General features: G+C 66.0%; 14 protein-coding genes. 4 read left to right on the top strand and 10 right to left on the bottom strand.

From position 1 onward, the window contains the following. Positions 1 to 126: 126 nt before the first annotated feature. Genes KF715_00530 through KF715_00540 form a run of 3 tightly spaced genes read right to left on the bottom strand, consistent with a single transcriptional unit; the run spans position 127 to position 3,556 of the window. Positions 127 to 1,335 (bottom strand): ABC transporter permease, encoded by a 1,209-nt coding sequence (locus KF715_00530; GenBank protein MBX3735147.1) that lies wholly within the window; start codon positions 1,333 to 1,335, stop codon positions 127 to 129. A gap of 2 nt (positions 1,336 to 1,337) precedes the next feature. Further along, complete coding sequence (locus tag KF715_00535; protein ID MBX3735148.1) at positions 1,338 to 2,099, bottom strand: ABC transporter ATP-binding protein; 762 nt, start codon at positions 2,097 to 2,099, stop codon at positions 1,338 to 1,340. 2 nt (positions 2,100 to 2,101) lie between these two features. Next, entirely contained in the window at positions 2,102 to 3,556 is a 1,455-nt protein-coding gene (locus tag KF715_00540) for an efflux RND transporter periplasmic adaptor subunit (GenBank protein MBX3735149.1), read from the bottom strand. Between the two features lie 167 nt (positions 3,557 to 3,723). On the opposite strand from KF715_00540, the gene KF715_00545 reads away from it, so the two are divergent. Continuing rightward, positions 3,724 to 5,301, top strand: coding sequence for a hypothetical protein (locus KF715_00545; GenBank protein MBX3735150.1), 1,578 nt, complete (start codon positions 3,724 to 3,726; stop codon positions 5,299 to 5,301). A 62-nt stretch (positions 5,302 to 5,363) separates the two neighbouring features. Here KF715_00545 and KF715_00550 read toward each other — a convergent pair whose 3' ends face one another. The 5 genes from KF715_00550 to coaD form a co-directional block, all read right to left on the bottom strand. Further along, a complete protein-coding gene (locus KF715_00550) occupies positions 5,364 to 6,860 on the bottom strand; it encodes a hypothetical protein (protein ID MBX3735151.1) in 1,497 nt (498 codons plus the stop codon). Between the two features lie 4 nt (positions 6,861 to 6,864). Continuing rightward, positions 6,865 to 7,413: a cache domain-containing protein gene (locus KF715_00555; GenBank protein MBX3735152.1), complete on the bottom strand. Its 549-nt coding sequence runs from the start codon at positions 7,411 to 7,413 to the stop codon at positions 6,865 to 6,867. A gap of 21 nt (positions 7,414 to 7,434) precedes the next feature. Further along, positions 7,435 to 8,631, bottom strand: coding sequence for a hypothetical protein (locus tag KF715_00560; protein MBX3735153.1), 1,197 nt, complete (start codon positions 8,629 to 8,631; stop codon positions 7,435 to 7,437). A 326-nt stretch (positions 8,632 to 8,957) separates the two neighbouring features. Continuing rightward, positions 8,958 to 12,380: a PD40 domain-containing protein gene (locus KF715_00565; GenBank protein ID MBX3735154.1), complete on the bottom strand. Its 3,423-nt coding sequence runs from the start codon at positions 12,378 to 12,380 to the stop codon at positions 8,958 to 8,960. Between the two features lie 105 nt (positions 12,381 to 12,485). Next, on the bottom strand, positions 12,486 to 13,022 hold the full coding sequence (gene coaD / locus KF715_00570; protein ID MBX3735155.1) for a pantetheine-phosphate adenylyltransferase: 537 nt from the start codon (positions 13,020 to 13,022) through the stop codon (positions 12,486 to 12,488). A 203-nt stretch (positions 13,023 to 13,225) separates the two neighbouring features. On the opposite strand from coaD, the gene pgsA reads away from it, so the two are divergent. From pgsA to KF715_00585, 3 genes are read left to right on the top strand one after another with little or no spacing between them, the layout of a single operon-like run. Then, complete coding sequence (gene pgsA / locus KF715_00575; protein MBX3735156.1) at positions 13,226 to 13,834, top strand: CDP-diacylglycerol--glycerol-3-phosphate 3-phosphatidyltransferase; 609 nt, start codon at positions 13,226 to 13,228, stop codon at positions 13,832 to 13,834. Position 13,835: 1 nt separating this feature from the next. After that, complete coding sequence (locus KF715_00580) at positions 13,836 to 14,351, top strand: phosphatidylglycerophosphatase A (GenBank protein MBX3735157.1); 516 nt, start codon at positions 13,836 to 13,838, stop codon at positions 14,349 to 14,351. Then, complete coding sequence (locus tag KF715_00585) at positions 14,351 to 14,920, top strand: CPBP family intramembrane metalloprotease (protein ID MBX3735158.1); 570 nt, start codon at positions 14,351 to 14,353, stop codon at positions 14,918 to 14,920. Before KF715_00580 ends, KF715_00585 begins: the two co-directional genes overlap by 1 nt. On the opposite strand, the gene KF715_00590 is transcribed toward KF715_00585, so the two are convergent. Together KF715_00590 and KF715_00595 are read right to left on the bottom strand one after the other, a co-directional pair. After that, entirely contained in the window at positions 14,917 to 15,849 is a 933-nt protein-coding gene (locus KF715_00590) for a hypothetical protein (GenBank protein ID MBX3735159.1), read from the bottom strand. The genes KF715_00585 and KF715_00590 overlap by 4 nt on opposite strands. Then, entirely contained in the window at positions 15,846 to 16,358 is a 513-nt protein-coding gene (locus KF715_00595) for a UpxY family transcription antiterminator (protein ID MBX3735160.1), read from the bottom strand. Before KF715_00595 ends, KF715_00590 begins: the two co-directional genes overlap by 4 nt. Positions 16,359 to 16,391 lie beyond the last annotated feature (33 nt).

A 16,391-nucleotide genomic window follows, 5' to 3' on the forward strand; every position in this document is an offset into this window, starting at 1 on the left:
GCCGCGGACGGCGGGTCGTTTTTGGCGCGGTTTTCCCGCGCAGACGGGAAGGATCGTTCCCGCGAGTGGGACGCGGCGCCTTGACCGGGTGGCCAAGGTGCATTGCGGCTCCGAAGCGCAATGCTGCTATTCGTAGCGCAGCGCTTCGATCGGATCGAGCTCGGCGGCTTTGCGCGCCGGATAAAAGCCGAAGAAGACGCCGATGGCCGCGCTGAAGGCGAACGAGCCGATCACCGCGGTGCTCGAGACGAGGACGGGCCAGCCGTTGAGCTTTGAAATCAACTGCGAGCTGCCGACGCCGAGCAGGATGCCGAGGATGCCGCCCATCATGGAGAGGATGATCGCTTCGGTGAGGAACTGCAGCAGCACGTCGCGGCCGTGCGCGCCGACGGCGAGGCGGATGCCGATCTCGCGCGTGCGCTCGGTGACGGAGACGAGCATGATGTTCATGATGCCGATGCCGCCGACGATGAGCGATACGCCGGCGATCGCGCCGAGGAGCACGGTCATGGTCTTGGTGGTCGCGGTGGCGGCTTCGGCGAGTTCCTGCTGATTGCGGACGGTGAAGTCGGGATCCTTGCCGTTGCGGCGCTGCTGGAGGAGATCGGTGATGTCCTGCTGAATGCGGGACATCTGGTCGGGGCTCGCGGCCTGGATGGTGATCGAATTCAGGAACGGGCGGCGCGCGATGCGTTTGAGGTGGCTCGTGTAGGGGACGATCACGACATCGTCCTGATCCTGGCCGAAGAAGTTGAAGCCCTTCGGCGCGAGGACGCCGACGATTTTGAAGGGAATGTTGCGCAGGCGCAGCGTCTGGCCGATGGGATCGTCGCCTTGGAAGAGCTGGTCCGAGACGGTTTTGCCGATCACGCAGACCTTGGCGCCGCTGCGCACGTCGGCGTCGGAAAACATCGCGCCTTCGGCGATGCTCCAGAGGCGGATGTCGAGATAGCTGACGTCCTCGCCCTGCACGTTGGTGCTCCAGTTCTGGCCATTGGCGAGGATCTGGGTGCGGTCGCGCATGTCGGGGCTGAGATTGGCGACGCCGGCGACCTCGTTGCGGATGGCCATGGCGTCCTCGACGGTGAGCGTGCTGGCGCTGCCGAAGCCGCCGCGGACGGCGCCGCTGGTGAAGTTGCCGGGGAAAACCGAGATGATGTTCTGGCCGAGGCTGGCGATCTGGCCTTCGACCTGCGACTTCGCGCCGTTGCCGATGCTGACCATGGCGATGACGGCACCGACACCGATGATGATGCCGAGCGCGGTGAGCACCGAGCGCAGCAGGTTGCGGCGCAGGGCGCGGAGGGCGACGGTGATGGTGTTCAGGAGGCGCATGTTCAGTCGGTGAGCTTGGCTGCGGCTTCGGCTTCCTGGAGTTTGCGGAGCTCCTCGGTGGCGATGAGGCGGCCTTCGACCTGCACGTCGCTGACGAGGCGGCCGTCGCGCATGATGAGGTTGCGCTTGCAGTAATGCGCGATGTCGAGCTCGTGCGTGACCATCACGATCGTGATGCCCTGCTCGTTGAGCTTTTGGAATACGCCCATGATCTCGACCGACGTCTTGGAGTCGAGGTTGCCGGTCGGCTCGTCGGCGAGGAGGATTTGCGGGTCGTTGATCAGGGCGCGGGCGATGGCCACGCGCTGCTGCTGGCCGCCGGAAAGCTGGCTGGGAAAATGGTCGGCGCGTTTGCCCAGGCCGACGAGCTCGAGGCTTTTCTGCGCGCGGTCGCGCATCTGCGCGGAGCTGAGGCGGCGCGCGCCGTAGAGCATCGGGAGCTCGACGTTTTCGAGCGCGGTGGTGCGGGCGAGGAGGTTGAATCCCTGGAAGACGAAACCGAGTTTCTGGTTTCGGATGTCGGCGAGCTGGTTTTTCTCGAGCACGGAGACGTCGGTGCCGTCGAGCAGGTAGCGGCCTTTCGTGGGGCGGTCGAGGCAGCCGAGCAGGTTCATCAGCGTGGACTTGCCGGAGCCGGACGCGCCCATGACGGCGACGAAGTCGCCTTTGCCGATCTGCAGCGACACGCCGCGCACGGCGTGCACGGGAACTTCGCCCGAGTTGTAGATCTTGTGGATCTCCTCGAGTTGAACGACGGCGGGCATGGTTAGAAGCGACGACCGCCGCCGCCGAACGGGTTCGCGGCCGGACGGCCGGATTGCGCGGCGGCGTTGGGCACGCTCACGCTGGTGACGATGACGTCGCCTTCCTTCAGGCCGTCGATGACTTCAGTGGCGGTGCCGTCGGTGATGCCCGCCTTGATCGTGAACTCCTCGAGCGACTGGTTCGGGGCGAGGCCGACGAGCTTGTAGACTTTGCGCGTGGTGACGACGGCTTCGCCGGGGCGAGCCGACGAGGAGGATTCGGGCACGGGGAGGCCGGCCTCGATCATGGCTTTGCGGAGCTGTTCGCGCTGCTCGGGGGTGGGCGGGCCGTTGCGGAAATCGATGCCGAGTTCGACCGTGATCTGGCGCATCTTCTGGCGCTGCTCCGGCGTGAAGTTGGCGAACATGCCGCTGCCGCGACGGCCGCCCTGACCTTCGCCGCCGGAGGATGCGGCGACGGGCGCGCTCGCGGGTGCGGCGGCGTCTTTCTTGGCGGAAGCGTCGGGCTTGGCGGCGACGGGTTCGTCGCGTTTCACGGCGACGGATTCCGGGACGCGGAGGCGCAGGGCGGCGTTGGCGATGCGCAGGACGTTGTCGCGCCGGGCGACGATGATGGAGACGTTGGCCGTCATGCCGGGGCGCAGCTTGAGGTCGCGGTTGTCGACGGAAATGATGGTGTCGTAGGTCACCACGTTGTTCGTGGTCTTCGGGGCGTTGCGGACTTGCACGACCTGACCGTGGAAGGAGCGATTCGGGAAGGCGTCGACGGTGAAGGTGACCTGCTGGCTTTCGGCGACGCTGCCGATGTCGGCTTCGGCGACGGCGGCGGTGATTTGCATCTTGGAAAGATCGTTTGCGATGGTGAAGAGGACGGGCGCGTTGAGGCTGGCGGCGACGGTTTTGCCTTCCTCGGTCTGCTTGTTGATCACGATGCCGTCTATGGGCGAGGTGATGGTGCAGCGTTCGAGGTCGACCTTGGCGTTCTCGACGGTGGCGCGGGCGGTGACGAGCGAGGCGTTGGATTGCTGGAGCTGCGCGACGGCTTGATCGTATTCCTGCTGCGTCACGAGTTTCTGGGCAAAGAGTTCCTTCACGCGCTCGGTGTTGACCTTCTGGAGCTGGTTCGAGGCCTCGGCGGAGGCGAGGTTGGCCTCCGCCTGGCGGAGCTTCTGCTGGTAGGTGGCGGGATCGATCTCGACGAGCTTGTCGCCTTTTTTCACCGGCGAATTGAAGTCCACGTAGAGCTTCTGGATGAGGCCGGAGATCTGCGAGCCGACATCGACGCTGACGACGGAGTCGAGCTGGCCGGTGGCCGTGACCTGTTGAAGGATGTCGCCGCGCGCGACGGTGGTCGTCGTGAACTCCGGCGCGCTATCGGCGCGACTGCGGATCGAATAGTAATACCAGCCGGCGCCGGCGACGCCGATCACAACGAGGAACAACAGGAGTTTCTTCATGCGGAACGTGGGAGAGGAGGAGCGAAGCGATCGACGTCGGGAAGGCAACTTCCCGCCGTGTCTCGGCGCCGCCTTCCCAGAGACGCCGCGTTCGTCGCAAAGGTTTCACCGGTCGTGGCTTTCCTGTTGCGGGCGGGCGCGGCGGGCGCTTCCTTCCGCGCACCCCTATGAAGTCCCTGAAGCACCTCCTCTCCATGCTGGTGCTGGCGGCGGCCACCGTGGCCGTCACAGCGCAGGAAGAACCGAAGGACAAGCCGGCCGACCGCAAGGGCGCCGCCGCCGAGGCGCCCGCCAAGCCGATGCCGCCCGAGAAGGATCCGGCCCCGTCCGTGACCGATGGCGAGGTCACCATCGGCGGCAAAGTCATCCGCTACAAGGCGACCGCCGGCTACCTCGTCCAGCGCGATGAAAAGGGCGCGGCGAAGGCCAACATCTTCTACGTCGCCTACACGAAGGCCGACGTGAAGGACGTCGCGCAGCGCCCAGTCACTTTCTCGTTCAACGGCGGCCCCGGCGCGGCCTCCGTCTGGCTGCACCTCGGCGGGCTCGGTCCGAAGCGCGCGGTGATGAACGACACCGGTGGTGCGGTGTCCGCGCCGTATCGTTACGAGGACAACGCGTTCTCCTGGCTCGACGAGACCGACCTCGTGTTCATGGACCCGGTTTCGAGCGGCTACAGCCGCGCGGCGAAGGACCAAGATCCGAAACAGTTTCACGGTTTCACCGGCGACCTCGAGTCGCTCGCGGATTTCATCCAGGTGTGGACGACTCGCAACTCACGCTGGTTGTCACCGAAATTCCTCGTCGGCGAAAGCTACGGCACGACGCGCGTCTCCGCGCTCTCCGAGCGGTTGCAGCAGAAATACGATCTCTACGTGAACGGCGTGATGCTCGTGTCCTCGATCCTGAATTTCCAGACCGCGCGCTTTGCGCCCGGCAACGACGACCCGTATCCGCTGTTCCTGCCGACCTACACCGCGACGGCGTGGTTTCACGGCCGGCTCAAGGGCGATTGGGCCAAGACGCTCGACGGCGCGCGGAAGCGCGCGGAGGAATTCGCGGCGAAAGACTACACGGTCGCGCTGATGCAGGGCGACGCTCTCCCGGCCGCCGAGCGCGAGCGCATCGCCGCCGAACTCGCCGCGCTCACCGGTCTCTCACTCGATTACGTCAAGAAGCAGAGCCTCCGCGTGAGCATCGGCGAATTCATCCGCGAGTTGCGCCGTGACGAAGGCATCGTCGTGGGCCGCCTCGACAGCAGCATCACGGGCATCCTCGACGACAGCGGCGAGGGTGAGGGCGGACGCGGCGGCGGTTTCTTCGATCCGAGCATGGAGGCGATTCGCGGGCCCTACGCCGCCGCGATGAGCGACTACGCACGCAATGTGCTGAAGTTCGAGACCGACCTGCCTTACGGCGTGCTCGTGAACGTCCAGCCGTGGAGCTACAAGAACGTCGAGAACACCTACCTCGATGTCAGCGTCGCGTTGAAGAACGCGATGGTGCGCAACCCTGCGATGAAGGTCTGGGTGGCGAACGGATACTACGATCTCGCCACGCCATATTACGCGACGGATTGGACGTTTCGCCACATGCACCTGCCCGAGGCGGTGCGGAAGAACGTGAGCATGACCTACTATGAGGCGGGCCACATGATGTATACGCACATGGACTCGCTGAAGAAGCTGAAGGCGGATTTCAGCTCGTGGTTCCAGGCGACGCTGGCGAGTCAGCGCAATCGCTGACGCAAGGGCGCGCGCGGAAAACTCGCCCTTACTTGCGCGACGGAGCCGCACTCGTGCCGCCACTAGGCGACCGTGGGCGCGACTGCGGGGCGCGGGGTATGGGCGGGTTTGTTGCTGGCGGCGGTTTGCTCCACCGGCAGGCCGCTGCTCGCGTCGCGCGCGAGGTCGCCGAGGCCGATGATGATGCGCAACTGGTGAATGGCGTCGTGCAAGCCGCCAACGGCGTGCTGCATTTGGTTCGCCGCGGCGGCGCTCGTCTCGGCGGCGGCGGCGTTGGCTTGAGTGACTTTGTCGATCTGCGTCATGGCGCCGCCGATGTGGCGGATGCCGTCGGTCTGTTCGCGCGAGGACTGCGCGAGACCGCCGACTAGTTCGTCGACGCGGCGCACGCGCGTGGAGATATCGAGCAACTGGGTCGCGACTTCGCCGCTGATTTTGCCGCCGCGTTCGGTGGCGGCGATCGCGTCGCCGATGCGGCTCGCGGTTTCGCGCGCGGCGTCGGCGGACCGTTTGGCGAGCGCGCGGACTTCCTCGGCGACCACGGCAAATCCGGCGCCGGCTTCGCCCGCGCGGGCGGCTTCGACGGCGGCATTGAGCGCGAGGATGTTGGTCTGAAAGGCGATCTCGTCGATGCTGTTGATGATCTTCTCGACGCCGCGGCTGGCCTCGGCGAGTTCCTGCATGGCGGTCTTCAGACCGTTGACGCCGGTCTCGCTGTGACCGCAGAGCGCGCGGGCCTCGGAGGCTTCGCGGGCGGCCTCGCCCATGTGGGTGTGCGCGGTTTCGCTGATGGAAAGGAGTTCCGCGCTCGATGCACCGGCTTCCTCAAGCGCAGCGGCCTGGGTGCTCGCGCCTTCGGCGACGGTCTGGCTGCCGGAGGCGACTTCGGTGGACTGCGCGACGAGGGATTCGGCGGCGAGTTCCAGGGAGTCGGATGTCTGCGTGAGGGAAAGGGTGATGCTGCGCTGGACGATCCAGCCGGCGGCGCTGATGGCGGCGAGAACGAGAGCGAGCACGACAGCGCTCCAGGTGAGTTCGCGACGGATGTCCTTCTCGCGCGCCGTGATTTCGTCGTCGGCCGCGCGCGCGACGCGGTCGCTGTAATCGCGGAGCTCGCCGACGGCGCCCTCAATCTCCGGAGAGAACTGGCGCATGTAAGCTTCGACCGCGGCGACGTTGTCGCCGAGCAGGATCGCTCCGGTGACCGCGTCCCCGGCGGCAGCGAGACGCTTCACGCGGTCCGCGAGTCGGGCGTCGGCGGTTTCCAGGGACTTTCCCGCCGTGGCGAAGCCCGTCTTGTAGTCGTTCAGGCCGCGCTCGATCTCATCCGGGTCCTTGAGGCGGAGGATCGCCTGCAGGCGCTGGTCGGCGGTGACGAGTTGCTGCAGGCCTTGCTGCGCGGACTGAAGTCGGGCGGTGATTTCGCGTGCGACATGGGCATCGCCACGATGCGTGGAAACGATCCGCCACGCGGCGATGGCGGCGAGCGTGGCGCTGCAAAGCGCGGCGCCCGCGACGAGCGCGGCCAGTTTGAAACGCAGTGAGCGCGCTGAAATCACGATTTCAGGATTTGATCTTCGAGAGGCTGAGGCCGACCACGAGCGAGCCGATGGGCTTGCCGCCGTCGAGCACGGGCACCGCGATCTGGATTTGCTGCTGGCCGGACGACTCGTCGAGCTCGACCGGGCCCTGCCAGGTTTTGCCGGTCATGGGAACGTCGTGCTTTTCCTTTCCCTTGTGCGACCAGTTGGTCGGTTTGGCGATGCAGGCGACTTTCCAGCCGTTGGCGGCGCTGAGGAACGCTTCAGTGACGATGTCGTCGCGCTTGGACTTGAGGAATTGACCGGCGGCGTTCTTGGAGAAGCTGCGCACGAACGGATCGAGCACGGTGAGCGAGCGCCATTTTTCCTGGCTCATCGCGGCGTAGTCGGCCGGTGTGGAGGCGTTCTGGGCGCGCACGGCGTCGACGATCACGGGGTCGGCGGCCCAGGCGACGATGGCGGCGATGCGGCCGTCGATCTTGGCTTGGATTTCAGGCGCGAGCGTCTCGCCGTGGGCGGAGGCAAACCAGCCGGCGAGCGCGGTGACGAGGAGGAGGGAGCGGAGTTTCATGGGGTCGGTGCGGAGCGCGGTTTAGAATACGACTTGGATGCGGCCGAGCAGGCGGTGATCGGAGGGCACGGGCGCGGCGGGATCGCCTTGGAGGTAGTTGAGCGAGAATTTCAGGTCGTCGCCTTTGAGGAGGAAATTCACGCCGAAGGTCCAGAGTTTGGACGTGGTGGCTGCGGTGGCGGTGTTGCTGTCGTAATTCTCGTAGCGGACGACACCCTGCCAGCGTGGCGTGAAGTTGTAGCGGCCGAGCATCGACCATCCCTCGGCGGTGACGACGGCGCCAGCGGCCGGGTGCTGCGTGTTGCGGAGCCACTCGGCTTGGAGCTCGGCGGAGCCGACGACGAGTTGCGCGTCGGCGCTGTAGCCTTCGCGGCGGCCGGTGAAGGTGCCCTTGTCCTTCGTGGTGAAATAATCGGTGCCGGCGGACAGCCGCGCTTTGCGGGTGCCGATCGTGCCTTCGTGGACGATGCCGTTCACGCGGCCGACCCACATGAATTTCTGGTTGTCGTTGCTGCTGGTGTTGACGCCGGTGCCGTTGAACGCGCCGACGGAGTAGGTGAGGCGTTTCGGGACCGGATCGCCGTAGAGCATGGCGCCGATCTGGCGGGAGACGGTGAGGCGGTCGTTCGGGAGCGAGCGCTCGATGGTGTAGGTCTTGGTGTCGGGCTGGAGTTGTTCGTAGCCGAAGGGCGTCTTGAACTGGCCCATGCGCACGCTGGCGCGGGAATCGGGCGTCCAGTTGACGAAGGCGTCGGTGAGCTGGCCGGAGATGCCGGTCTTGGTGGCGATGGAGTTGTTGCCGAAATCGGCTTCGAGCTTGAAGGCGACGTTCTCGGCGAAACTGCCGGCGAGGTTCACGCGTGTGCGGCGCAGGAGGAATCGGTCGTTGAGGCCGGTGTAGCGGGTGTCGGGTGCGCCGCCGGTCTCGAATTGGGCGTGAACGAAGCCGCCGAGCGCGAGCTTTTGTTCGGTGCCGGCGGCCTTGACGACGTTGAGCGGGGCCTTGCCATCCCAGCCGAGCTGGCGGGTGAGATCGGAGAATTCCTTGAGCGTGGGCGCGAGTTCGTCGGCGGAGACGGTGTCGTTTAGTTTCGCTTCGATGCGCGCGATGGCGGCTTCGACGCGCGCGAGGCGATCCTCCAACGAGGGGTTTTGGGCGTGGGCATAGGCAACGCAAAGCGCGCCGAGGGCGAGGAGGCGACCGAGGTGTTTGGGCATGTGACGAGGGGTGTCTGCAACACTAGTCGGCACATGCGGCGCGCGGGATTACCGCGAATCGCTGGATGGGCTGTCACACTTTCGTGACAACCCGCTGTAGGTCGTAACCGGCCAACGGTTTGGGCGCGCCGGCTGGAGGCAAATGGCTCTAGTTCAGATGCGCCTCGGTTTCCGGGATGGAGGGCACAGGGTAGCCGCGCCGTAGGGTTTGCCCGCGCTTTTCCGCAGGGAGAGCCGCTTGGGCGCGAGCGAGCTCGCTGCCTACCAGCCGGGGAACGCTCTGTTTCGCTTGAGCGATTGAGTGCGACGGATTTGGGCCTGCGGGCCTAGCGCTTGGGGGGCGTCCAGGTCTTGAGCGTTTTATCCGGAAGCGGTGGGGGCGTGGGCAGGAGGTGCTTCGGGTTTTTCGCAATGAGCTCCTGCAGGCGCTTGATGGCGGCGTCGAGTTGGGTGTCCTCGCCGCGGAAGGCGCGGGCGGGGTTGTTGTCGACGATCACGTCGGGCGTGAAGCCGTCGCCTTCGATCACCCAGCCTTCGCCGGGGATGAAGCTGCCGAACTCCGCCGCGCGGGCGAGGCCGCGGTCGACGAGGAAGTTCGAGCCGCTGAGCCAGATGCCGCCGCCCCAGGTGCGCACGCCGATGGTCTCGCCGAGTTTGAGGTGGCGGATGGCGTTGGCCATCGTCTCGCCGTCGGAGGCGGTCCAGGCGTCGACGAGCACGACGAGATGGCCGCGGAAGGCGTTTTGCAGATGAGGGAAGGAAAGGCCGTAGCGGTTGCTCCACCACATCCAGGCGGGGCGCATGAGGCGGGCAACCATCCAGCTGTCGATGTTGCCGCCGCGGTTGTGGCGCAGGTCGAGGATGAGGCCGCCCTTGTTGGCGGAGGCGTAGTATTGGCGGACGAACTCGTAGTAGTTGTCGGTGCCCATCGCGCGAATGTGCGCGTAGCCGATCGTGTTGTCGGACTTGCGGTCGACCTCGAGGCGGCGGGTGTATTCCCAATCGGTGTAGCGCAGGCCGACGGCGTCGTTCGCACTGACGGGCGTGACGATGCGTTGAACAACTTCGCCGCCGCCGGCGGGCTTGAGCGAGAGGAGAACCTGCCGGCCGGCTTGGTTGCGGAGCAGCGACGCGGCGTCGGGGACGGAGAGCGTCGGCGTGCCGTTGATCTCGACGATCACGTCGCCGGCTTTGATGCCGAGGCCGGGCGTGAGGAGCGGGCCGCGGCGTTCGAGGAACTCGGGATCGCTCTGGTAGATGTAGTCGAGGCGGTAGCCGCCGGCGGCTTCGTCGCGCGACCAGCGGGCGCCGAGCGAGGCGACAGCAATCTGCGGCTCGAACGGCCGGAGCGTGCCGCCGCGTGCGTCGGTGTGCAGTGCGGAGAGTTCGCTGATGAGGTAGTTGAGCACGTCGTCGAGCTCGGCGCGATCGGTGACGCGATCAACGAGCGGGAGGTGTTTCTGGAGGTTGGCCTTCCAGTCGACGCCGTGCATGTTCTGCGCGTAGAAGTAATCGCGGTGCAGGCGCCACGCGTCGGTGAACATCTGGCGCCAGCTCTCGCGGGGCGAGTAGGGGAAGCGGAGCGTGCTGAGATTGACGCGGGATTTGGCGACGTCGCCGGCGGCGCGCGGGGCGGCGTCGATGATCGCGAAGTTCTCGCTCTGGCGGACGAGCAGCTTCTTGCCGTCGGCGGAGAGTTGGTAGCCGCGGACGCCACCGAGCACCGTCGTGGCTTCGACGTCCTTGTTCTTGATCTCGATGGCGAGCAGGCGGGCGGACGCGGGGCCGTCGGCGCCGGCGTCGCGGTCGGTGACGAACACGGCTTTGTCGTTCACAGCGAGGCTGGCGTAGTTGCCGGGGCCGACGGGCACTTCCCAGAGGCGGGCGGCGAGACCGTCGAGGGCGACCTTCACTTCGATTTTCTTCTTTTTGTCGTCGCCGGACTTCTTGTCGGCTGCGGCTTTCTTGTCGGCGTCGTCGCTTTTTTTCCCGTCGACTTTCGCGACGGCCTTGTCGCCGGACGGTGCCGGTTTCTGCTCGTCGGTCGCGGGCGTGGCCGGTTTCTCGTCGTCGGATTTCTTCTCGGACGCCTTTTTCTCCTCGGCGACGAGTTCGTCGCTGGGTTGGAAGGGCGAGCGTTTCTCGTCGGCGAGCGCGAGGAGGTAGATCTTGGTCGGCTTGTCGAGGAAGGGCTCGGGCTGACGCGGGCCCCACGGCGCGCCGACGAGCGAGTTGAAGGAGCGGTCGGAGAGGAAATACAGCCACTTGCCGTCGGGGGCGAAGGCGGGGCTAGAGCTGATCACGCGGTCGCTGGTGACGGGCGTGGATTTGCCGGAGTCGAGCCCGTAGAGGAGAATCTGTTGGTTGCCGGTGTCGGCCGACATGGCGTAGGCGAGCCACTTGCTGTCGGGCGACCAATCGAGATCGGGGCTGCCGAAGTCCTGGAACTTGGAGTGGGCGACGAGCTTGGTTTCCTTCGTCTCGACGTTGAAGAGCATCAGGTCGTCGTCGCGTTCGGTGTAGGCGATCCATTTGCCGTCGGGCGAAAGCACGCCGGTCATGCGGAGGGTCTCGCCGCCGGTGGTGAGTTGCTCGGGCTGGCCGCGGTTGTTGGCGGGGAGTTTCCAGAATTCGACTTCGCCGGACTCGTCGGAGAGGACGATGAGCGATTTGCCGTCGGGCGTGAAGCTGACGCTGCGGTAGCGCACGCCGCTTTTGCGGGCGACTTCGACGAGGCGGCCCTGGCCGGCCGGGGCGACGAAGACCTGGCCGCGGGCGACGAGCGCCATGCGGTCGCCGTCGGGCGAGAGGGCGATGGCGGTGGTGAAGTCGGTGGGTTTGGTGACCCAGGTCTCGCGCGTCTGGTCGAAGTCGGAGGTGAGCGTGAGGTCGAGGCGGCGCGTCTGGTCGGTCTTGAGGTCGTAGAGCCAGAGGTCGGCGCCGTTCTGGTAGACGATGTGCGCGGCGTCGCCCTGGGGATTTTTCACGCCGAAATCGGCGTGGTGCGTGTGCTGGCGGAGGTCGGAGCCGTCGGGCTGCATCGACCAGAGATTGCTGGTGCCGTCGCGTTCGCTGGCGAAGTAGATGCGGTTGCCGAGCCACATCGGCCAGCGGCTCACGCCGCGGAAGTCCGCGTGATATTGCGTCGCCTCGGTCGCGCCGGCGTCGAAGCGCCAGAGGTTTTGCGCGGTGCCGCCGACGTAGCGTTTGGCGTGCGAGCCTTGGAACGAGTAGCGCGTGAAGACGAGCGTCTGGCCGTCGGGCGAGTAGGCGCCTTCGTCGGCCTGCGCGAGCGGCACGAAGGTGCGGGCACCGGTTTGCGGGTCGATGGCGACGAGTTGGTTGTCGGGAATCGTCGCGAAGGCGCGGGTGGCGTAGAGGATTTTGCCATCGGGCGTCCACCCGCGGACGAGGGCGTTTTCGCCTTCGAAGGTGAGGCGCTTCGGGCGGCCGCCGGCGAGCGGCATCACGTAGACCTCGACGGGGCCCTCGTATTGGCCGGAGAAGGCGACCCACTGGCCGTCGGGCGAGATCGCGGCGCTGGTCTCGTAGCCGGGATGACTGGTGAGGCGCTGGGCGGCGCCGCCGTTGACCGAGGCGCGCCAGAGATCGCCTTCGGCGGTGAACACGATCGTGTCTCCGTGGATCGAGGGGAAGCGGTAGTAGCCGGCGGTGCTGTCGGCGCGGAGCGACGAGGCCAGCGCGAGGATCGAGGCGAGGCCGAGGATGAGGCGGGTCATGGCACGCATGGGGATGAGTAAAGTTGGCGTCGCGGCGTCAGCGACGGCGAGGATGACGAGACGAAGGGCGCAAAACGAACGGGCAACGGGACCGAATGCGCGGTCCTCGTGCGGTCAAGTGCTCCGGCGGTGCCAGCCGCTCTTGGCGCCGGCGCGCGCCTGGCGCGGCGTCGGGTGCTTGAACACTTCCTGCAACGCTTCGGCGACGGGCGCGGGGACGAACTTCGTCACGTCGCCGCCGAGTCGGGCGATCTGTTTCACGAGGGTGGAGCTGGTGTAGCTGTAGCTCTCGTTCGGCATGACGAAGATCGTTTCCACCTGCGGCTCGAGGTGGCGGTTCATCAAGGCCATGTTGAATTCGAATTCAAAGTCCGACAGCGCGCGCAGGCCGCGGATGATCGCGTGCGCCTTCCGCTGGTGGGCGAATTCGACGAGGAGGCCGTCGAAGGCGACGACGTCGATGTTCGGCATGCGGCCGACGGTCGCCTTAATGAGTGCGACGCGCTGCTCGGCGGTGAAGAGCGGCTCCTTGGTGGAGCTAAGGGCGACGGCAACCGTGACGCGGTCGAACAGCTTCGCGGCGCGCAGCAAAACGTCGAGATGGCCGTTGGTGAACGGATCGAAAGTGCCGGGGTAGATGCAGAGTCTCATGCGGCGTCGGGCGCGCCGGAGCCAACGGGACGCGCCGCAGGTTGGCGAGGAGAATTCGCAGTGGGCGAAGGGTTCTTCCGGACCAAGCGGCCGCCGCGCGGAGGAATGAAACCGCGCTCCCGCGTGAGCGTCTCCGAAAGCGCGCGGCGCGGCACTCCATGGTTGCCAAGGTTTGGCGCGACCGCTCGACTCGGCCACGGCGCATGACTCTCCCCAATCTGCTCACCATTTCACGCGTGCCACTGATGTTCGTCGTGGTCGGGTTGATGTATGCGGATTTCGCGTGGTGCGCGACGATCGCGTTCTGGCTCTACATCGCGGCGGCGCTGACCGACTGGCTGGATGGCTTGCTGGCGCGGCGGTCGAATCAGGTGTCGGCGTTCGGGCGTTTCATGGACGCGGTGATCGACAAGGTCATGGTGCTCGGCCTGATGATCGCGCTGACGAACCGCGGGTATTTCTATTTTGCCGGGCACGACTACACGATCACGGCGGTGATGCTGCTGCTCTGCATCCTCGCGCGCGAATTCGCGGTGTCGGGCATGCGGATGGCGGCGGCGATGCGCGGCATCGCGATCGAGGCGGACACGAGCGGCAAGGTGAAGACTTTCACGCAGCTCAATGCGATCGGCTGGCTGCTCGGCGCGCGGATGTTCGAGCACGATTGGAGCGAGATTTTCCCGCCGAGCGACCGCATCATCATCACGGTCATCCACAACATCGGCCTGATCCTCTTCGTGCTGTCGGCGGTGCTGACGATCACGTCGGGCCTCTCGTATTTCAAGCGCCACGGACATGTGGTGATGGATTGAAATGCAACTGAAGGAGCCGCGCTGGCCGGCGTTGCTGCCGGGCAAATGGGTGCAGGAAATCGCGACGCTCGGTCCGCTCGGCATGCGGATGCCGGCACCGGGGACGTGGGGCGCGGCGGCGGGTGTGTTTTATGCGCTGCTGTTTTTCCGACATGTGCCGTGGCCGACGACGGTCGTGGTCACACTGATCGCGAGCTATCTCGCGGTCGGGCTCACGGGTGAAGCCTCGCGGCGCATGGGAAAAAGCGACCCGGGCGAAGTGATCCTCGATGAATTCGTCGTGATGCCGCTCGTGTTTCTCGGCGCGGCGCGCGCGTTCGGCGGCGTGTGGCCGGAGTGGGTCGTGCTCGCGGTGGGCTTCGCGTGGTTTCGCGTGTTCGATATCCTGAAACCGTTCGGCATCTCGCGCCTGCAGCGCTGGCCGGGCGGGTGGGGGATCGTCGCAGACGATTTCGTTGCGGCGCTCGCCGCGTGCGTGGCGTTGCACCTGAGCGGTTGGGTTTGGCTGCGATTCTGATGTCTGAGATCGAGCAGACTGCGGCGGAAATTCGGTCGGGGGAAAGCGAGCCGCCGGCGCGTCGCGCACGGTGGATGAAGCGCGCGCAGGTATTCGATGCGTGGCTGCGCGGCCGATCGTTCGGCACGCTGGTTGCGGTGCTTTATCTTTTGTTCGCCGTCGTCGCTTTCGTGACGGGGTTCGTGCGCGTCGGTCTCGATGCACTGCTCGGCGTGTGGCTGCCGCAGACGGTCGATAGCATGAGACTCGGTATGCAGATTTTTGGGGCGATGCTGCTGGCGCCGCTCATGGAGACTTGGCTTTGTCAGACAGTGTTTCTCGATTACGTCGCCGGCACCCGATTCTTTGCGTCGCGGCCGCGGACGGTGTTCGCGTTATCGGCCCTGTGCTTCGGGCTCCAGCATTTCTACAGCTTGGGCTACATCGTCTACGGCTGCGCCGCGGGCGCGGTGCTGGCGTATGCGTTCGTGTCGGCGGGCCGCCGGGCGCGGGGTTTCTGGGTGACGGCGGCGGTGCACGCCGCGTGGAACTGCACGGTGCTGCTGCTGCACCGATATGGCGGCGACTAACGCCGGTAGTCGAAGGCGCCGCGGAGTTTTTGCAGGGCCTGGCCGAAGGTGAGTTCGGCGCGGACGCGGGTGCCGGTGGAGAATTCGTAGCCGTCGGGTCCCCAGGTCGAGCGGGCGCCGAAGCCCACGATCCACTGCGTCTTCGAGTTGAACGTGAAGCGTCGCGGCACGAACCAGAGGACACTGGGACGCACGGTGAAGAAATTGTCGTCGGTGCCGCTGAGCAGCAGCGTGGTGGTGTAGGTGGCCTGCACGGTCCACTTGAGCTGGCCCATGTCGTAAACGGCGCCGCTGGTGAACGACAGCGAGTCGTCGTGTGGGGTGTTGAGGCCGAAGCCGCCCTGCACATGCGAGGGCGTGATGAAGTCGGCGCTGAAACCGACGAACTCGGTCCAACGCGGGTGTGCCTCGTCGTGGTGCTGCACGACGAGGAACGGCGAGTAGTGGTTGTGTCCGTCGGTCAGGTCGCGGGGCGGCGAGCCGACAGGCAAATCCATGTTCAGGCCGACGCTGGTTTCGTATTCGGCGAGCGGCCAGCGGGGCAGGAGATACTTGCCGCCGAAGCGCATGAGTCCCACCCCGTGGTTGGTCGTGCCGCCGCCCAGGCCGTGGGTGGCGTAGGCTTCAGCTTCGACGTTGAAGCCCAGCTGGTCGTTCACGGCCCAACGGATTCCCGTGGGCAGGCGGATGTAGTCGCGATGCAGCAGGTCGCCGAAGCGCGGATTGAAGGTGATGTGAAATGTGCCCGGTGGATCGAGGTGCGGCAGGTCGATGTCGAACAAGCCGCGAATACGGTCGAAGAGGCGCGGTGCTCCCGGCGGTGTCTGCATATTTTCGGCGGCGGGCGCCGGGGCGTGGTCTGCGGTGGCGCCGGGCGTGGCGATCGCGAGGAGGAGGGCGAGGGAAGCGAGAAGGGCGCGTGGCGTCACGGGAGCGGTTGCAGGCTTTCCAGCGGCAGGCGGACCAACAAGCCTTGTTGCAACACGTCCACGGACACGACGATTCCCTTCGGGTTCACGGGATCGTCCACATAACCTTCGAGGCCGTTGAGCGCACCGCCGCTGACGCGCACGCGCGTGCCCTTCCGGATGAGCGGGTGCAGCGCGGCTTCGTAGCCCGACGCGCAGACGGCTTTCACGTCGGCGAGTTGGCGGAGGAAGACGGGCTCGTTCTCGACCATGAGGGCGCGGACGAGGAGGTCCTGTTGGTAGACGCGTGTTTTCTTTTCCGGGATGATTTGCGCGAAGACGTAGCCGGCGAAGAGCGGCTTGGTGAAAACCTTCTTCTGCGCGCCGTAGCGGCGCACGCTCTCGATGAGTGCGAGGTAGTGGTCGAATTTCTCGCGCGCGAGCAGATCGGCGAATTTCTTTTCGCAGCGCGGCTTGGTATGACAGACGAACCAACGCGGCTCGGTGAAATCGGGAAGATGCTGGCCCATGAAGCGTAAGACTGATGACGGAGAACCGAGGAC

This window comes from Candidatus Didemnitutus sp. (assembly GCA_019634575.1).
GTDB lineage: Bacteria > Verrucomicrobiota > Verrucomicrobiia > Opitutales > Opitutaceae > Didemnitutus.